The 17,015-nt window shown below is 51.1% G+C and carries 15 protein-coding genes; 4 read left to right on the plus strand and 11 right to left on the minus strand.

All coding sequences use genetic code 11. The annotated features are described in order from the left end of the window. The 9 genes from ACXJJX_RS00905 to ACXJJX_RS00945 form a co-directional block, all read right to left on the minus strand. A partial coding sequence (locus ACXJJX_RS00905) for a bifunctional ornithine acetyltransferase/N-acetylglutamate synthase (RefSeq protein ID WP_456430966.1) occupies positions 1 to 531 on the minus strand: 531 nt, incomplete at its 3' end. A gap of 9 nt (positions 532 to 540) precedes the next feature. Then, positions 541 to 3,279 (minus strand): preprotein translocase subunit SecA, encoded by a 2,739-nt coding sequence (gene secA, locus ACXJJX_RS00910; protein WP_456430967.1) that lies wholly within the window; start codon positions 3,277 to 3,279, stop codon positions 541 to 543. Between the two features lie 3 nt (positions 3,280 to 3,282). Beyond that, on the minus strand, positions 3,283 to 4,617 hold the full coding sequence (locus ACXJJX_RS00915; protein ID WP_456430968.1) for a TldD/PmbA family protein: 1,335 nt from the start codon (positions 4,615 to 4,617) through the stop codon (positions 3,283 to 3,285). Beyond that, entirely contained in the window at positions 4,614 to 5,072 is a 459-nt protein-coding gene (locus tag ACXJJX_RS00920; protein WP_456430970.1) for an N-acetyltransferase, read from the minus strand. The genes ACXJJX_RS00915 and ACXJJX_RS00920 overlap by 4 nt, the downstream gene beginning before the upstream one ends. Continuing rightward, positions 5,069 to 5,752: an SPOR domain-containing protein gene (locus ACXJJX_RS00925; RefSeq protein ID WP_456430972.1), complete on the minus strand. Its 684-nt coding sequence runs from the start codon at positions 5,750 to 5,752 to the stop codon at positions 5,069 to 5,071. Before ACXJJX_RS00925 ends, ACXJJX_RS00920 begins: the two co-directional genes overlap by 4 nt. Beyond that, positions 5,752 to 7,416 (minus strand): arginine--tRNA ligase, encoded by a 1,665-nt coding sequence (gene argS, locus ACXJJX_RS00930; protein WP_456430974.1) that lies wholly within the window; start codon positions 7,414 to 7,416, stop codon positions 5,752 to 5,754. The genes ACXJJX_RS00925 and argS overlap by 1 nt, the downstream gene beginning before the upstream one ends. Next, the gene (locus ACXJJX_RS00935) at positions 7,358 to 7,552 is read right to left on the minus strand and encodes a hypothetical protein (RefSeq protein WP_456430976.1); all 195 of its coding nucleotides are present in this window, start codon (positions 7,550 to 7,552) and stop codon (positions 7,358 to 7,360) included. Before ACXJJX_RS00935 ends, argS begins: the two co-directional genes overlap by 59 nt. Before the next feature lie 61 nt (positions 7,553 to 7,613). Further along, positions 7,614 to 8,804: a class I SAM-dependent methyltransferase gene (locus ACXJJX_RS00940; RefSeq protein WP_456430978.1), complete on the minus strand. Its 1,191-nt coding sequence runs from the start codon at positions 8,802 to 8,804 to the stop codon at positions 7,614 to 7,616. Between the two features lie 69 nt (positions 8,805 to 8,873). After that, the gene (locus ACXJJX_RS00945) at positions 8,874 to 9,602 is read right to left on the minus strand and encodes a sulfite exporter TauE/SafE family protein (RefSeq protein WP_456430980.1); all 729 of its coding nucleotides are present in this window, start codon (positions 9,600 to 9,602) and stop codon (positions 8,874 to 8,876) included. A gap of 135 nt (positions 9,603 to 9,737) precedes the next feature. Here ACXJJX_RS00945 and ACXJJX_RS00950 point away from each other — a divergent pair, with 135 nt between their 5' ends. The 4 genes from ACXJJX_RS00950 to ACXJJX_RS00965 are packed head-to-tail and all read left to right on the plus strand — an operon-like array spanning position 9,738 to position 13,688. After that, on the plus strand, positions 9,738 to 9,953 hold the full coding sequence (locus ACXJJX_RS00950; protein WP_456430982.1) for an FmdB family zinc ribbon protein: 216 nt from the start codon (positions 9,738 to 9,740) through the stop codon (positions 9,951 to 9,953). Continuing rightward, positions 9,944 to 10,882: a hydroxymethylbilane synthase gene (gene hemC / locus ACXJJX_RS00955; protein ID WP_456430984.1), complete on the plus strand. Its 939-nt coding sequence runs from the start codon at positions 9,944 to 9,946 to the stop codon at positions 10,880 to 10,882. The genes ACXJJX_RS00950 and hemC overlap by 10 nt, the downstream gene beginning before the upstream one ends. After that, the gene (gene cobA, locus ACXJJX_RS00960) at positions 10,882 to 12,399 is read left to right on the plus strand and encodes a uroporphyrinogen-III C-methyltransferase (protein ID WP_456430986.1); all 1,518 of its coding nucleotides are present in this window, start codon (positions 10,882 to 10,884) and stop codon (positions 12,397 to 12,399) included. The genes hemC and cobA overlap by 1 nt, the downstream gene beginning before the upstream one ends. Continuing rightward, the gene (locus ACXJJX_RS00965) at positions 12,396 to 13,688 is read left to right on the plus strand and encodes an endonuclease Q family protein (protein WP_456430988.1); all 1,293 of its coding nucleotides are present in this window, start codon (positions 12,396 to 12,398) and stop codon (positions 13,686 to 13,688) included. The genes cobA and ACXJJX_RS00965 overlap by 4 nt, the downstream gene beginning before the upstream one ends. Here the strand turns inward: ACXJJX_RS00965 and ACXJJX_RS00970 are convergent. Beyond that, complete coding sequence (locus ACXJJX_RS00970; protein WP_456430990.1) at positions 13,670 to 14,914, minus strand: mechanosensitive ion channel family protein; 1,245 nt, start codon at positions 14,912 to 14,914, stop codon at positions 13,670 to 13,672. The genes ACXJJX_RS00965 and ACXJJX_RS00970 overlap by 19 nt on opposite strands. 4 nt (positions 14,915 to 14,918) lie before the next feature. Further along, complete coding sequence (gene rnr, locus ACXJJX_RS00975) at positions 14,919 to 16,955, minus strand: ribonuclease R (protein ID WP_456430992.1); 2,037 nt, start codon at positions 16,953 to 16,955, stop codon at positions 14,919 to 14,921. Positions 16,956 to 17,015: the final 60 nt, after the last annotated feature.

Raw genomic sequence — 17,015 nt, forward strand, 5'->3', positions numbered from 1 at the left:
GTTAGGAGCAATCATTCCAGCACCTTTAGCCACGGCAAGAATAGATATCTCTTGGCCGGCTAATTTTAACTTTTTAGAGACCATCTTAGGGAATGTGTCCGTAGTCATTATGGCCTCTGCTACCAGGGAGAAGTTTTCTGAAGCTAAATGGGCCACTAACGAGGGTATCTTAGATATTATTTTTTCTGCTGGAAGAACTTCTCCAATTACCCCGGTTGAGGAGGGAATAATCAGATCTTCTTTTATTTTTAGAGCTTGGGCTAAGGCCTCTGTGGTCTTCTTTGCTGCTAGAAGCCCCTCTTTCCCTGTACAGGCGTTGGCGTTTCCACTGTTTATCAAAATGGCCTGAAGCCTACCAGAGTTAAGTTTTTCTATTCCCAGGATGACCGGAGCAGCTTTTACTTTGTTGGTAGTAAAAACAGCGGCAGCATTAGCTGGAACCTGGGAATAAATAAGGGCTAAATCTAATTTGCCACCTTTTTTTATCCCGGCCGCTGTGGCCGAAAAGAGAAAACCCTTGGGTACATCCATTGTTTGGTTTTATACTTTGGCCTGGGCTGAGACCCGTCCACAACATTTTTTGTATTTTTTGCCGCTTCCGCAGGGGCAAGGATCGTTTCGGCCAATCTTTTTGGCTCGCCGGACCGGCTGAGGCTTTTTGGCCTCCTCGGCAGCCTCTTCCCCGCGACTATAAACAAGTCTCAGGGGCCGCCTCTGTCTTCTTTCTATTTTTTCTATCTCTGATTCACGGGAGACTTGGATCCGGAAGAGGATGGCCAAGGTCTGGGCCTTTATCCTCTCTACTAGATCCATAAACATGTCAAAGGCCTCTTTTTTGTACTCCTGAAGAGGGTCTCTCTGGCCATAGCCTCGTAGGCCAATTCCCTCACGGAGATGATCCATGGCCAAGAGATGTTCTTTCCAGAGGTTGTCTATCGTCTGGAGAAGAATCATGCGCTCAAGATAGCGAATGATCTCTGGTTCGATATCTTCTTCCTTGGCCCGGTAGTAGATTCTGGTCTCTTGGATGAGTCTTTCTTCTAGTTCTTCCCGACTGAGGTCATCTTTTTCATTGACCGAAGGTCTGAATCCAAACTGGGCCAAAAATTTATTCTCCAGACCCTTCCAATCCCACTCGCTGGGAGGGGTCTTTTCGGGAACAAAGGTATCTATAATAGAAATGACCACATCTTCGATCATATCTTCGATCTCTTCCCGAATATCTTCTGTTTCTAAAACATGACGACGCTGGGCATAAATAACCTCCCTTTGTTTGTTCATCACGTCGTCATATTCCAGAAGATGTTTCCGGATATCAAAGTTGTGGGCCTCAACTCTCTTTTGGGCCTGTTCTATAGCCTTAGATAAAAGTCCATGTTCTATCGGCTCCCCTTCGGTCATGCCCAGTTTGCCCATTAGACCTTGGATCTTGTCAGAACCAAAGATTCGTAAAAGATCGTCTTCCAAAGAGAGAAAGAATCGAGATGATCCCGGATCTCCTTGCCGACCAGCCCTTCCTCGAAGCTGATTGTCTATTCGTCGAGACTCGTGACGCTCTGTTCCTATAATGTGTAACCCTCCAAGGGATTTGACTTTTTCATAATCTTCCTGACAGATTTTAACTTTCTCAAAGAGGATCTCAGCCCAGATTTCCGGAAACTTAGTCGTCGGATCTTCGCCCCTTTTGGCCATCTCTAGGGCCTCTCGCCAGGCAATCGGGTCTATTTCCTCAAAACTTATTCCTTCACGAGTTAGTTCTTCTTTGGCCAGCCCTTCTGGATTGCCCCCTAAGAGGATATCCACCCCTCGTCCAGCCATGTTCGTGGCGATAGTTACCGCTCCAGAACGGCCGGCTTGGGCAATGATGGCCGCTTCCTTTTCATGATATTTGGCATTTAATACCTGATGAGGAATCCGAGCCCTTTTCAGAAGGCGAGAGAGTTTTTCACTTTTTTCAATAGAGATGGTTCCTACCAAAACCGGCCTTCCCTGGCGATGGAGTTCTTCTATTTCCCGAACAACGGCCTGAAACTTCTCCCTCTCAGTACGATAAACCACATCAGGATGATCTATTCTGATCATGGGCTTATGGGTGGGAATGACGACTACATCAAGATTATAAATTTCTTTAAATTCCTGAGCCTCTGTCTCTGCAGTTCCAGTCATTCCGGCCAGTTTGTCATACATCCGGAAGAAATTCTGAAAGGTAATGGTTGCCAGTGTCTGATTCTCACTTTCTATGTGGACACCTTCTTTGGCCTCTATGGCCTGATGGAGGCCATCGCTCCACCTCCGGCCCGGCATTAGGCGACCTGTAAATTCATCAACTATGACCACCTTGCCATCCTTAACAATGTAATCCACGTCACGTTTAAAGAGATGGTGAGCCCTTAAGGCTTGGATGACATGATGAAGCAAATTGACGTGGCGGGGATCATAAAGGTTGTCCACCTTGAGGAGCTTTTCTGCTTTAGCTACCCCTTCTTCAGTAAGAATTACGCTTTTGGTTTTTTCTTCAATAGTGAAGTCCCTATCTTTTTGAAGATGGCGGACTATGCGGTCTACCACATAATAGAGATCGGTAGATTCTTCTGAAGGTCCAGAAATAATCAGAGGGGTCCTGGCTTCATCTATCAGGATAGAATCTACCTCATCAACGATGGCATAGTGGAATTCCCTCTGGACCATCTCTTCAAGACTATACTTCATATTGTCCCGCAGATAATCAAAGCCGAACTCGTTGTTGGTACCGTAAGTGATATCAGCATCGTAGGCCGCCTTCCGTTCAGTATCGCTTAAGCCATGGAGAATTACTCCTACGGATAGCCCGAGGAAGCGATAGATAGCTCCCATCCATTCGGCATCTCTTTTGGCCAGATAATCGTTTACGGTAACGATGTGGACTCCTCGTCCCGTAAGGGCATTGAGATAAGCTGGAAGGGTGGCTACAAGGGTCTTGCCTTCGCCGGTCTTCATCTCAGCAATCTTTCCCTCATGAAGGACAATGCCTCCCATGAGCTGGACATCAAAGTGTCTCATGCCCAAGGTCCTTCTGGCTGCCTCTCTCACCACGGCAAAGGCCTCAGGAAGAAGAGCCTCAAGACTTTCTCCTCGAGAGATACGTTCTTTAAACTCTGGAGTTTTAGCCTGGAGCTCTTTGTCAGAGAGACTTTTTATCTCCGGCTCAAGGGCATTTATCTTCTCCACCCAAGGTCGAAGCCTTTTGAGTTCACGGTCGTTTTTAGTCCCGACAATTTTGGCAACTAGTTTTCCTAACATTTTTTACCTTCCACTGATATCAAGGCCTTCTATTAAGACACTGGGAGCCCCTACCGGGCCATAAAAACAAAGGTCCGAACAGACAACCTCGATCCGTTTAAATATATCGAAAATATTTCCGGCAATGGCCAACCCCGTAAGGGGAGAGACGATGGCGCCATTTTCCACCAAAAGACCAGTAGCCCCAACGGAAAAATCCCCGCTAATAGGATCTGCAGTGTGCATTCCTAAAACTTCGGTAATTATAATCCCTTTTGCTAGATTTTTAATGATTTCTTCCGGATCAATATCTCCGGGCCGAAGATAGAGGTTGGTTGGAGCTACAGAAGGAGGTGACTTAAAACTTCCTCGAGAGGCATTGCCGGTAGAGGCCTCCCCGGCCCGCCGGGCCCAATAGTTATCAAAAAGAAAATTTTCAATGGTTCCGTTAACCACTAATGGGGTCTTCTGCCGGGGCTGACCTTCGTCATCAAAGGCCCTGGTAGCCAGACCTCCAGGAAGAAGTCCATCATCTATGATGGTTATAGTGGGAGAAAAGAAATTTTTCCCTCGAAAAGAGGCCAACCTGCTCTTTCCCTTAACCACGTTGTCTCCCAAGAAGGCAGCAGAAAGAATTTCTAAGAAATCTACGGTGATGTAAGGGCGAAAGAGGGCCGGGAGAAAGGCGCTCTCTGGTTGTCTGGCCCCCAGACGCTCGATAGCCCGTTGGGCTGCGGTTTTCCCTATCTTCTCCGCTGATATGTCCGAAAAGAAACAACTAGCCTGATAATCCCAGCCCATCTCCGATACCCCATTTTTTTCAGCTACAGCCACACAACTTAAGGAGAAGTAGCTTGAAGTCCCTTGAGCAGAGATGCCGTAAGAGTTGATCAGATTTATCTCATAGAGGCCGTCTTGGTATTTTACCTGCTGGATTTTTTTGATCTTGGGCTGCTCTGAGGCCATCTTATGGGCAGAGAAGGCTAGCTCTAACTTTTCTTCCAGGTTCAAGGCCTCAAAGGCTTTATCTCGGCTCTCTGGGGCCTTAGGGATCGGGGCAGGATGTGGAAGATCTAGGGCTGAATCCCTTTCGCTGGCCCGAGCGTTCTCTAAGGCCTTAAGGGCTGTGTTCTTAAGCTCATCGAGGGTTATTTGAGAGGTAAAAGAAAAGCCTAATCTCTGTCCATCAAGGACCCGGAGAGAAAGCCCTTCAGCCCTTTGGGGTTGAAAATTATCTAACCGGCCCTCTTTGAGCTCTATCTTGAGGCCCTGGGCCTGATAAATATAGACCTCCCAACCCTCTGCCCCTCTGGCTTTCAAGGTTTGAGAGATGATCTCAAAACATTCTTCAGCCCTCATTCTATCTCCTTAACCATGGCTACTTCATCACAATCGGGAAATTTGAGGCACTTGACACAGTCTGCCCAGACCTTATGGGGAAGGGCCCCCTTGTCTATCAGAGAAAAGCCCAGCTTCTCAAAATAATCGGGAACATTGGTCAAGACAAAGACCCGGCTTAAACCTAACTCTTTAGCCTCCTGCAGACAGTGTTTAATGAGCTCTTCTCCCACCCCTAAACCCTGATATTCTTCGGCTACGGTGAGTGATCTGATCTCGGCAAGATCCTCCCAGGTAACATGGAGGGCACAAGTACCGGCCACTATGGTCTCAGACTCGGGGACAAAGACAAAAAAATCCCGCACATATTCGTAGAGCTCAGACAGTGGCCGCTGAAGGACGGAGCCATGTTTAGAAAAATGGGTAATTAGGCGGTGGATATCTCTTATGTCCGTAACCTTGGCCTTTCTAATCATTCTTTTATGGGAACAACAAAGCTCTTTATACGTTCTTTCTGGGCCAGCTTCTTGGCAAAGCTCGAGGCCTCGGCCATAGTCTCAAATCGGCCGACATGGACCCGATACCAAATACCCTTTTCTTTGAGGTTCACCTTGCGGACAAATGCCTCATAGCCTCTGGCTCTAAGCCTTCGGGCATAACGCTGGGCCTCACGGGCGCTCCTTAAAGAGGCCACTTGGAGGCTATAAAAGGTCTTTCTGACCTGTTTTTTACTAGCGACTTTTGGAGGCCTTTGGGGAGAGCTTTTAGCTGGGGAGACCTTCTCCTTGGAAGATTCTTTGAATTGAGTCTCTACTAAGGGCTTGGTGGCTTCTTTCTTGGGGCTGGTCTGGGGCAATGGAGCTGATGGAGCCTCAAAGGTATTCTCTGAAAGGGGACTTTCTCTGAAATCTCTCTTTATAGGTGGCCCTTCTAATCTTGGTAACTCCTCCTTAAGGCCTCTTTTCGCCTGAGCAGAAAGGGTTTTTTCGGCCACTGGTGAAGGGGCCTTTTTGGCCCGGCCGACAGCCAGATTCTGACCCAACCAGAGCCCCAGAATAAACATCCAGACCATTAGACAGACGGTCACCGTGATGGTCAGAATCAGGCCCCCAATTCCTAGTTCTATTCGAAATTTGATCCGTTTCTCCTTAGGCATCACATCTTCTCCGGTGCTGATACCCCCAGGAGGCCTAGCCCCCGGCCGATGACCTGTTTGGTAGCCAGAGCCAAGGCCAATCGGGCCCGGGATAGCTCTTCGTCCTCGGATAGAAAACGATGTTTGGTATAATAATTATGAAAAACAGTGGCTACCTCCGTAAGATAAAAGGTCAACCGGTGGGGCTCGAGACTTTCGGCCGCCCCCTCAATGACGTCTGGAAAGGCATCAAGAAGTTTGAGAAGCTCTAGCTCCTCTTCTTCTTTGAGTAAAGAAAGATCTATTTCCTCAAGGGGATGAAACACCACTCCCTTTTCGGTAGCTTTTTCAAAGACACTGGCCACCCGGGCATGGGCGTATTGCACATAATAGACCGGATTTTCCTGAGACTGCTTTTTGGCCAGAGAAAGATCAAAGTCCAGATGACTGTTACAGTGTCTGGTGAGAAATATGAACCTTACCGCATCTCGGCCAACCTCTTCCAAGACCTCCCGTAAGGGAACAAACTCTCCTCGCCTGGTGGACATGGACTTGAGCTCTCCTTCCTCGATCAAGTTGACAAACTGGACCAAAAGGACCTCCAGCCTTCCTGGATCGTATCCTAAGGCCGAGATAGCGGCCTTGACCCGAGGCACATAACCATGGTGATCTGCTCCCCAGATGTCCACCAGTAAATCATAACCTCGTTCAAGCTTGTGGCGGTGATAGGCGATATCAGAGGCAAAGTAGGTGGTTTGTCCATTGGCCCGGACTACCACGCGGTCTTTTTCATCTCCAAAGGCGCTTGATCGAAACCAGAGAGCCCCTTCTTTTTCGTAAATGTAGCCTGAGGCCTTAAGAGCCTCGATGGTTTTATCAACTTGGCTTTTCTCATAGAGGCTGGCCTCTGAAAACCATCGGTCATAATGGACCCCAAAGTCTTTTAGATCTCCTCTGATCTCCTCCAGGATGACCGAAAGGGCATATTTCCTGAAAAACGGAAGGGCCTCTTCCAGCTTCTGATGGCGAAATTTATCTCCATATTGCTCGAGGATCTCCCGGGCAATCTCCCGAATATAGTCTCCCTTGTAAAAATCTTCTGGAAACTCTATTTCCTCTCCCAGTAGTTCCCGGTAGCGCAGATAGACGGAGGCCCCCAAGGTATCCATCTGTTTGCCTACGTCGTTAATATAGTATTCCCGTTCTACGGAGAAGCCAGCCATCTCCAGGATATTGGCCAAGCAGTCTCCAACGGCGGCTCCTCGGCCATGGCCCACATGAAGAGGGCCGGTAGGATTGGCGCTGACAAACTCTAGAAGAACCCGGCGCCCTCTGCCCAGATCGACTCGTCCATAGTCTGGCCCCAGGGAAAGTATTCGGGCTACAGTTTTCTGCCAGTAGCCTGAAGAGATAAAAAAATTGATGAATCCTGGTCCAGCTACCTCTATCCGGGCAAAGAGCGGATCGGGACGCAATCTCTCAGCAAACCAGGCAGCCACCTCCCGGGGCGACTTTTTCTCCCTTCCGGCCAGCACTAGGGCAATATTAGTCGCATAGTCGCCGAAATTCTTCTGCCTCGGGGGCTCTACAGTGAACCGGGGGATCTCCGTTGAACGTATCAACCCTTCATGGACGGCCTTCTCCAAAAGATTTCTCAACCTCCGCTCGATCTCTTTCCTGATCACCTTCTTCCTCCACCTTGATGGTCACATCGCGGACAAAATCCGGGCACTTTATGGGGCCTCGGGAGTCAAAGGAGAACTTCTTTTTACAGGTCTCCCGCCAAGCACAAACCGCACAAATTGTCCTTTCTTCGGACATGATTCAACCTCCTAAAAACAAGTAACATACCACAGCTGTCAATAGGCAGCCAATGGTAGCCTTAAAGGAGCCACTGTCTGTTGAGGGGGAGGTCAAAACGGCAACCCTTGTAGTAGAGGAGTTGAAAAACATGAAGATTGCCATCCTTGAAGGAGACCTTTGAGCCATGAAGATAAAGGCGCCACATGCGGTAGAAGTTCAAGTCGAACATCTTGATGATCATCTCCCGATGGGCCTCAAACCTCTTGGCCCAATGGGAGAGGGTCAAATAATAATGGGGTCTTAGGTCTTCAAGATCAATAAATTCCAGCGAGGTCTTCTCTCCGGCCTGGACTATTTCTCCTAGGGCCGGTAGATATCCTCCCGGGAAAATGTATTTTCGGATCCAGGGATCGGTTTCTTCTTCCCGAAGTTTGCCAATGGTATGAAGGAGAAAAAGCCCTTTTGGTCTTAAAAATTGATCAACGATCTCAAAAAAGCTGGAGATGTACTCCTTGCCCACATGTTCGAACATTCCCACAGAGACAATCCGGTCAAAAGTTTCCGGACAACATTGAGGAAGTTCTCTATAGTCCCAAAGCTCGAAACGAATCCGATCAGAGACACCTTCTTGCTGAGCCCGCTGACGAGCCAGCTTAAGCTGTTCTTCGGCCAGGGTTATTCCCAGCCCCCGGAGGTGGGGGAAGAGTCTTGCGGCCTCAAGAAGAAGGCTTCCCCAACCGCAGCCGATATCAAGAAGATGTTTACCTTCTTCCAGGCGCAGCTTCCGGAAGATGAGATGAAGCTTATTCCTCTGGGCCGTTTCTAGATCGTCTTCAGAACTTCGAAAATAAGCACAAGAGTAATTCCAGTCCTTCTCCAGCCAGAGGCGATAGAAATCATTGCCTCGATCGTAATGGATCTGGATTTCTTTTCTAGTCTCCTTCAGTCCCTTTTTGCGACAGAAGTTGAGCCAGAGAAGACGCCCCTTGTCCTTAAATGAGAGCTTATGGAAGAGGTCTTTCCTGTAGGCCAGGGCCACCACAGCCCCCAGGTCTCCCTCAATATCGATCTCCCCTCTCATATAGCCCTCTCCAAAACCTATAGAGGGGTTGACCAAGAGCTCTTCTAGCGCCTGGGGGGTCTTAAAATAAATAGTAAAGGTCGGTTTTCCCTGGCCAAACGATGACTCGGCTCCGTCCCAGTAGCGGACCTTGAAGGCCGGATCCTGGTGGCCTTCAAGAAGGCCTTCAAGGATCTGTCGGGTGTTCATAGGTGGCCTCTCTCGCCCCGCTCTCCCACTCCAATTATAGAATTTTGTTCCGCTAAAAGGTGATGTCAATCACCTTTTAGCGAGAACAAGGAGTCCCAAGGCGATCAGCAGAAAATAGATCAGGCGTCGGTAACCGGTTTCGCTCAGGTGTCCATAGAGTCGGTGGCCCCCGAAAAGCCCTAGAAGGACCCCCGGAAGGGAAAATAAAAACCACTTGATGACAAAAGGCGTAATCAGGCCCCCGGCCAAATAAAGCCCGACAATCACCACGGCCAAGATAGAAAAAAAACCCTGGAGGGCCACCTTGATCTCTTCCTTGGTCAGGGCCAAAAGGCTTATGTAAATGACCACAGGGGGGCCTGGGGTGTTAAGGGCAGCTCCTAGGGCGCCGGCCATAAGTCCAAAGAGATAGCCCCAGCTGGGCCTGAGACAAAGCCTTAATTGGGGTGAAAAAAGACCAAAGAGACCGTAGGCCGTTAAAATCAGGGCCAAAAGGGCTCGCAGGGGATTCTCGGGCACCTGTTTAAGGGCCCTCACTCCGATAAAAATCCCTGGTAGGGCTCCCCAAAGAAGGGGGCTGATCATTTTCAGACGAAAGTGACCTCTCAGGGTGTAGAAGAGCAACAGGTTTATAATCAGTCCGTTTATGGCTACTAAGGGAACAACGGCCTTCAGAGGATAGGCAAAGGCCAAAAGAGGAACTGCCACCAGGGCAAAGCCAAATCCGGCCAGACCATGAACAAAGGCCCCCAAAAAGAGCCAGAGAGGGATTAACCAGTCAATTTTTATCAACTCCAAAGAGATCCTCCTTATAAAATTTTGACGTCTGCTTCAACAGGTGGTATTGCCCTTAGAGTTTTTTGGTTAAATTTAGTCTTGGAGTTTCAGGAAGAACTCTAGGTCTTTAAAAACGTCAAGAGGGGTGATTGGTTCATGCCGATCTATGAATTTGAATGCCTGAAGTGTCACGAGATCTTTGAAGAATTGGTCCTGGGGTCCTCGACCAAGATTCGTTGCCCAAGATGTCAGAGCGAAGAGGTCAGAAAGTGTCTTTCGGCCTTTGCCTTTAAGAGCGGCAGTCGCTTTGTTTCCAGCTCCGGAGGCGGCTGTTCAGGGTGTTCTGGGGGGAGCTGCTCCACATGTCATTGAAGAGGATCGTTATTGGCACCCGAGGCAGTAAGCTGGCCCTCGCCCAGACCGATTGGGTTCGGGAGGCTATAAAGGCCCGGTATCCGGAGCTCTCTATAGAGCTTGAGATCATCAAGACTAGGGGAGACAAGATCCTCGATGTCCCCTTGGCCAAGGTTGGAGGCAAAGGTCTTTTTGTCAAAGAGATCGAAGAAGCCCTTCTTTCGATGCGGGTGGATCTGGCCGTCCACAGCCTGAAGGACGTCCCTACAGAGCTTCCGGAGGGCCTAGAGATAGCGATAATCCCTTGCCGGGAGGATCCTCGGGATGTCCTCATCTCTCGTTCTGGAAGGTCTCTAGTCGATCTGCCTCGGGGGGCTCGGGTGGGTACTAGTAGCCTGCGTCGTCAGGCCCAGCTTCGGGCCTTAAGGCCGGATCTTATCATTGAACCCCTGCGGGGAAATGTCGACACCCGTCTGCGCAAACTCGATGAGGGTCAGTATGAGGCTATTGTCTTGGCAGCCGCTGGTCTCAGCCGGCTGGGCCTTGTCCACCGGGCAACAGAGTTCATCTCTCCGGAAGTTTTGATTCCGGCTATTGGTCAAGGGGCTTTGGGGATAGAAGTCCGAACAGAAGACACAGGGCTTAAAGAACTTCTTTCTTTCCTTCATCATCCCGAAACAGCCCTCTGTACCGAGGCCGAAAGGGCCTTTCTGGCCCGGCTGGAGGGGGGCTGTCAGGTACCACTGGCTGCCCATGCCATCCTTAGAGGCAATGAGCTCTTTATGGACGCCTTAGTAGCCGATCCGGCAGGTAAAAGAATTATCAGAAAAAGGGCTTCAAGCCCCGCCCAGGAGGCCCGGGGCCTAGGAGAAAGCCTAGCCGAGGAAATCCTGGCCGCCGGCGGTCGGGATATACTGGAGGAAGTCTATGGTTCGCTGGAGGGATAATGGCCAGAGGTAAAGTCTATCTTGTAGGGGCAGGCCCGGGAGACCCGGGTCTCATCACCGTCAAAGCTAAAGAGGCCATAGAAGCCGCTGATTGTATCATCTACGATTATCTGGCCAATGAGGTCTTTCTGGCCTATGCCCGGCCAGAGGCAGAGATCATATATGTAGGCAAAAAGGGTGGTGATCACACCCTCTCTCAAGAAGAAATCAACCGTCTTCTGGTAAAAAAGGCCCTAGAGGGTAAGGTTGTTTGCCGGCTTAAAGGAGGGGATCCGTTTGTCTTCGGCCGAGGGGGAGAGGAGGCCGAGGAAGTCGTGGCCGCTGGTATCCCCTTTGAGGTCATTCCTGGGGTAACTTCAGCTGTGGCGGTTCCGGCCTATGCCGGGATTCCCCTTACTCATCGGGAGCACACCTCTGCGGTGGCCTTTGTCACCGGTCACGAGGATCCGACCAAAGAAAGCTCCGCCATTGACTGGGATGCCTTGGCCAGGGTGGGGACTCTGGTCTTCTTTATGGGTGTTAAAAACCTTCCTCATATTGCCCGAAGTCTTATTGCTGCAGGTAAGTCTCCTCAGACTCCGGTGGCCGTTATCCGTTGGGGAACGTTGCCGCGACAGAAGACAGTGGTTGGTAGTCTCGAGAACATCGCCGAAGAAGTTCGCCGGGCCGGCCTCAAGGCCCCGGCCATCATCGTCGTCGGAGAGGTGGTCTTTTTACGGCAGAAGTTGGCTTGGTTTGAAGGTCGTCCCCTCTTTGGCCTCCGAGTTCTCGTTACCCGGACCAGGGAGCAGGCCAGTGATCTGTCTGCCAAACTCTACGATCTAGGAGCCGAGCCCGTAGAGTTTCCGACTATCAAAACCGTGGCTCCAGATGACTTTCGTCCCTTGGACCAGGCCATCTCGGAAATAGAAACCTTTTCCTGGATCATCTTTACCAGCGTCAACGGGGTGCGTTTCTTCTTTGATCGGCTTTTTGCCCTGGGCCATGATGTCCGGGTCCTCAAAGGAGTCCGCATTGCTGCCATTGGCGAGAAGACCGCCGAGGGCCTTCGGGCCTATGGGCTCTTTGCCGATCTTGTCCCCCGGCAGTATCGAGCCGAAGGCCTGATAGAGGCTCTGGGGCAAGAGAGCCTTTCTGGGGCCCGAATTCTTATTCCTCGTGCTCTTGAAGCCCGGGAAATCCTGCCCGAAAAACTACGAGAACAAGGGGCGGAGGTGGTGGTTGCTCCGGCTTACAAGACCATCCGCCCTGAGGGGGGTCGAGAAAGACTCCATCGGATTCTTGAAGAAGGGCTGGATGTGGTTACCTTTACCAGCTCTTCCACGGTGCGCAACTTCGTGGAGATGATCGGAGGTCCCGAGGAGGCCCGAAGGCTTCTATCCGGGGTTAAGATAGCCTCTATTGGCCCCATCACCAGTCAAACAGCCCGGGACTTGGGCCTTTCCGTGGACATAGAACCCCAGGCCTACACTATCGTTGCCCTGGTTGAGGCCATCAGGGAGTTCTTTGGCCGATGATGAGAACTGATTGGCAGGAACTGGTCCGGAAGGATTTTTTTCTGGCCGATCTCCATATTCACTCCCGTTACAGTCGGGCTACCAGCCGCCAGATGACGGTGACCGTCCTGGATCAGGTGGCCAAAGACAAGGGCTTGACCGTTTTGGGCACCGGTGATTTTACCCACCCTGGCTATCTTGAGGAACTGGAAAGGGAGCTTGTTCCCTTAGGAGACGGTCTTTTTGTCTGTCGCAACGGCCAAGGGACCCGCTTTCTCCTCTCGGCCGAGATTTCCAATATCTTCTCTCAAGGTGGTCGTACATATCGAATTCATACTTTGGTGTTGGCTCCGGATTTGACCACGGTTAAGGAGATAAATCGGGCCCTTTCCCGCCGAGGAAACCTCTATGCCGATGGTCGTCCCATCTTTGGCTTTCCGGTCAAGGATCTGGCCCGGCTTATTCGAGAGATAAACCCCCAGTGTCTAGTTATCCCCGCTCATGCCTGGACCCCGTGGTTTTCGGTCTTTGGAGCCGCCAGTGGCTTTAATTCCCTGGAGGAGGCCTTTGAGGAAGAAGTCGATTTTATATACGCTATAGAGACCGGTCTTTCCTCTGACCCTGAGATGAACTGGCGGCTTTCAGCTCTGGACCGCATTACCTTGATCTCTAACTCCGATGCCCACTCTCCAGCCAAGATCGGCCGGGAGGCTAACGCCATCGAGGGTCAGCCCTCTTACGAAACTATTGCTCGAGCCATCAGACAAAAGGAGCTCCTTTTTACCGTGGAGTTCTATCCTGAAGAGGGTAAATACCATTATGATGGTCACCGGGCCTGTGGGATAGTTCTTTCTCCTAAGGAGACCAGGGCCCATAAAGGCCTGTGTCCGGTCTGCGGCCAACCTCTGACCATTGGGGTCATGCATCGGGTGGAAGAGCTGGCCGATCGTCCAGAGGGTTTCCGTCCCCAGGGGGCCCCGGCCTCCATCCATCTGGTTCCTCTGCTGGAGATCATTGCGGAGGCCGAAGGGCTACGGCCTACAGCCGGCAAGGTGGCCAAAATCTACAAGCAACTGATTTCTCTAGGAGGCAGTGAATTTGACATCCTCCTACGCCACTCCTATGAGACCTTGGCCTCTTTTGTCCCGGAGCGGATCCTTGAGGGTATTAGGCGGGTAAGGGAAGGGCGAATCAGTGTGCAACCAGGCTACGATGGTCTCTACGGAGTTGTCCGTATCTTTGAAGATCGGGAGCCAGAGACAAAACTCCAGACTACCAAGTCCTCATCCCCTCAGCTTTCTCTTTTTTGACCTTCTTCGGGGAGCCCTTCTCGAAGGAAGTCTTTAAGGTCTCGTCCAGTTGGTATTTGAAAGACGGAAAGGCCAAATTCCGAAGCGGCGGAGAGGATGTGGTCGAAGATGTCGGCCTGAATCTTTTCATAGTGGACCCAGCGGGTATCGGCCACAAAACAGTAGATCTCTAAGGGAAGTCCCTGAGGGGTGGGTGCTAGTTGGCGAACCATAAGGGTCATGTCCTTTCGAATCTGAGGGTGTTGGCGAAGGTATTCCTCGATATAGATCCGAAAGGTACCCAAGTTGGTCATCTTCCTACCGTTTAAAGGGGAAGCAGAGGTGTCTATTTGGTGGCGGTGATTGAACTCTTCTATTTCCCGGCGCTTTTTTTCCACGTAGTCCTTAATGAGGTGAATCCTCTGAAAGCGGTCGAGCATCTCCTGGTCGCAGAAGCAGATGGTCTCTTGATCCACCAGTATGGCCCGTTTTATCCGTCTTCCTCCGGCAAGTTCCATGCCCCGCCAGTTTTTGAAAGACTCCTCCAGGAACCGATAGGTGGGAATACAAACGATGGTCTTGTCCCAATTCTGGATTTTAACTGTGTGAAGACTCATATCGATGACCTCTCCGTCGGCCCCATGTTGGGGCATCTCGATCCAGTCTCCCAAACGGAAGAGATCCTGAGAGATGACCTGAAAACTGGCCACAAAAGAAAGAAGGGTGTGTCGGAAGACCAGAAGGAGGACCGCACTCAAGGCTCCCAAACCACTCAGTAGTCCCCAGGGGGATTTTTCAAGAAGCTGGCAGATGGCGACGATAATAGCCGCCGCATAGATGAGGAGCTTGGCCACCTGGACATAGCCTTTGAGAGGTCTTTTCTTGGAGATGGGATAGCGGTCATAGATCTCTAAACCTACAGAAAGGAGGCGGTCAGCCAAAAGGGCCAGGACCACGGCCAGGAAGACGGAGACTAGCCTCTTTAAGAGGGCCTCTCCAGATGGTAGAAGGGGGGCAGCGTAGTGGATGACCACCAGAGGAATAATGTAGGCCAAGACATCAAAGACCCGGTGGCGGCTGAGGAGATCGTCTATCTGGTTGCGGGAGCGTTCGGAGAAGCGATGGACTAAACGAATAAGGACCCTTTTGGTCAAAAAGTAAGAGGCCGCAGCCAGGAAGATGATTATTCCTAAAGGACCCAGACGTTCAGAAAAGGCCTCCCGGGCAAGAAAAAGTAACCTTTCCATGGATCTATTTCTTCTTTTTCCTTTTTGACTTTTGAGGTTGCTCTTTGTCTCGGGGGGTGGCCTTTTTGGAGGTGACTAGTTCGAAATTTATATGACGACGGGCAACATCTACACCCTTAACTCGGACACGGACCACGTCGCCAATCTGAAAGATTCGTCCGGTTCGGGTGCCCACCAGACGATGGCGTTTTTCATCCAGAACGTAATAGTCGTCTGGGATGTCCACCAGACGAACCACTCCAGAGACAAAGACCTCAAACAGCTCGACGAAAAAGCCAAAGGCCGCCACTCCGGAAATGACCCCTTCGTATTCCTCTCCCAGGCGGTCGGCCATAAGCCGGACCCTTACCCGGTCGATCATCTCTCTTTCGGCTTCCATAGCCACTCGTTCCCTTTGCGAGAGGTGTTTGCCCATTTCTTTGAGGGTCTCTAGCCGATAGGGGGGGCTTTTGCCCTCAAGATGGGCCTTTAGGGCCCGGTGGACGACCAGGTCCGGAAAGCGTCTGATGGGAGAGGTGAAATGACAGTAACAGTCCGAGGCCAGCCCGAAGTGGCCCAGGTTGTATGGATCGTAACTGGCCTGTTTCATCGTTCGAAGGAGGATAGTATTGACGATGTAGGCATAGGGCTTTCCCTCTACCTCTTTTAAAACCTTCTGGAACCAAGCCGGAGAAAGCCTTTTGGGGATCTTAAGATCAAGGCCCAGGGTGGCCGCAAACTCGGCGAACTCCTTAACGCGATCGGTGTCCGGAGCCTCATGGATCCGATAGAGAATGGGATATTCGAGCTCGGTTAGATGCCGGGCTACGGCCTCATTGGCGGCAATCATAAACTCCTCGATAATCATGTGAGCCAGATTCCGCTCCCGGCGGACGATGTCCTCCAGCTCTCCCTTCATGCTCAGGACGATCTGGGGCTCAGGGAGATCAAAATCAATGCTTCCCCGGGCCTCTCGTTGGGCCTTGAGCTTCATGGCCAGTTCGGCCATCCATTTAAGGGGGCTGAGAAAGGCCTTGTGTTCCCGGCGGATGGTCCGATCTTTGTCGACAAGAATTTGCTTTACTTCGGTGTAGGTAAAACGATGGTGGCTCCTGATAACCGCCTTGGTGAATCGAGTCCTCTTGACCCGGGCCTCCCGGTCAAAGTCGATGACAACCGCCAAGGCCAAGCGGTCTACCTCGGGATTCAGAGAACAGAGATTGTTGGAGAGTTTTTCCGGAAACATGGGCACTACAGCATTGGGAAAATAGACGCTGGTGCCCCGGCGATAGGCCTCCTCATCAAGGGCCGAGCCAAGGGGGACATAGTGGCTGACGTCAGCAATAGCCACATAGAGACGCCAGCCTTGGCGCCGTTTTTCCACATAAACAGCATCATCAAAATCTCGAGCCGTCTCCCCGTCTATGGTTACTAGGGGGATCTGGGTGAGGTCTTCCCGGCCGGCTTTGTCTTCCTCTCGGACCTCTTCAGGTAAGCGGTCAAGCTCTTCAGCGGCCTCTTCTGGGAGATCATGGGGCAGATCGTATTTGTGGATAACGATCTTTGTCTGAACAGAGAGATCCTCCGGATCTCCAAGGATCTCTATTATCCGTCCCTCAGGATTCCGTCTCTCTGGACGGAAATCCAGCAGTTCGGCCACAACGATCTGACCTGTGCGGGCCCCTTTGCCCAACCCTTTGGGGATAAAGACCTCAAAGAAAAGATTTTCCTCTTCGGGAATGACTGTGGAGACGTGTCGGCCTCGGTGAAAATAACCGATGATTTTTTTTCTTCCCCGCTCTAGAATCCGGATGATGGATCCCTCAGGGCGACGGCCGCCACGTTCTATCCGGACGACAACCCTATCGCCGTCTACGGCTCCTTTGAGTTTGCCCGGGGGTATGAAAACATCCGGTTGGCCTGGTTCACCAGTCTCCACAAAACCAAAGCCATCTCGGTGGACGAAAAGGCGCCCGCTGACTAGGCGCATCTTCTCAGGAAGCCCATAGCGTTTGCCATTTAGGTGAATCAGACGCCCATGGGTGGTGAGTTCCCGGACGATCTACCGGACTTTTTTTCTTTCCTCAGAGGGGATGTGAAGGGAGTGGTAGATCTCCCGCAG

This window comes from Thermosulfuriphilus sp. (assembly GCF_054026695.1).

What these genes read in the sequence shown, in the direction of transcription:
- ACXJJX_RS00950 (WP_456430982.1), top strand. Translation starts at nt 9,738, where the DNA reads ATGCCGATCTATGAATTTGAATGCCTGAAGTGTCACGAGATCTTTGAA.
- ACXJJX_RS00915 (WP_456430968.1), bottom strand. Translation starts at nt 4,617, where the DNA reads ATGAGGGCTGAAGAATGTTTTGAGATCATCTCTCAAACCTTGAAAGCC.
- ACXJJX_RS00970 (WP_456430990.1), bottom strand. Translation starts at nt 14,914, where the DNA reads ATGGAAAGGTTACTTTTTCTTGCCCGGGAGGCCTTTTCTGAACGTCTG.
- hemC (WP_456430984.1), top strand. Translation starts at nt 9,944, where the DNA reads ATGTCATTGAAGAGGATCGTTATTGGCACCCGAGGCAGTAAGCTGGCC.
- ACXJJX_RS00920 (WP_456430970.1), bottom strand. Translation starts at nt 5,072, where the DNA reads ATGATTAGAAAGGCCAAGGTTACGGACATAAGAGATATCCACCGCCTA.
- secA (WP_456430967.1), bottom strand. Translation starts at nt 3,279, where the DNA reads ATGTTAGGAAAACTAGTTGCCAAAATTGTCGGGACTAAAAACGACCGT.
- ACXJJX_RS00925 (WP_456430972.1), bottom strand. Translation starts at nt 5,752, where the DNA reads ATGCCTAAGGAGAAACGGATCAAATTTCGAATAGAACTAGGAATTGGG.
- ACXJJX_RS00940 (WP_456430978.1), bottom strand. Translation starts at nt 8,804, where the DNA reads ATGAACACCCGACAGATCCTTGAAGGCCTTCTTGAAGGCCACCAGGAT.
- cobA (WP_456430986.1), top strand. Translation starts at nt 10,882, where the DNA reads ATGGCCAGAGGTAAAGTCTATCTTGTAGGGGCAGGCCCGGGAGACCCG.
- ACXJJX_RS00935 (WP_456430976.1), bottom strand. Translation starts at nt 7,552, where the DNA reads ATGTCCGAAGAAAGGACAATTTGTGCGGTTTGTGCTTGGCGGGAGACC.
- ACXJJX_RS00965 (WP_456430988.1), top strand. Translation starts at nt 12,396, where the DNA reads ATGATGAGAACTGATTGGCAGGAACTGGTCCGGAAGGATTTTTTTCTG.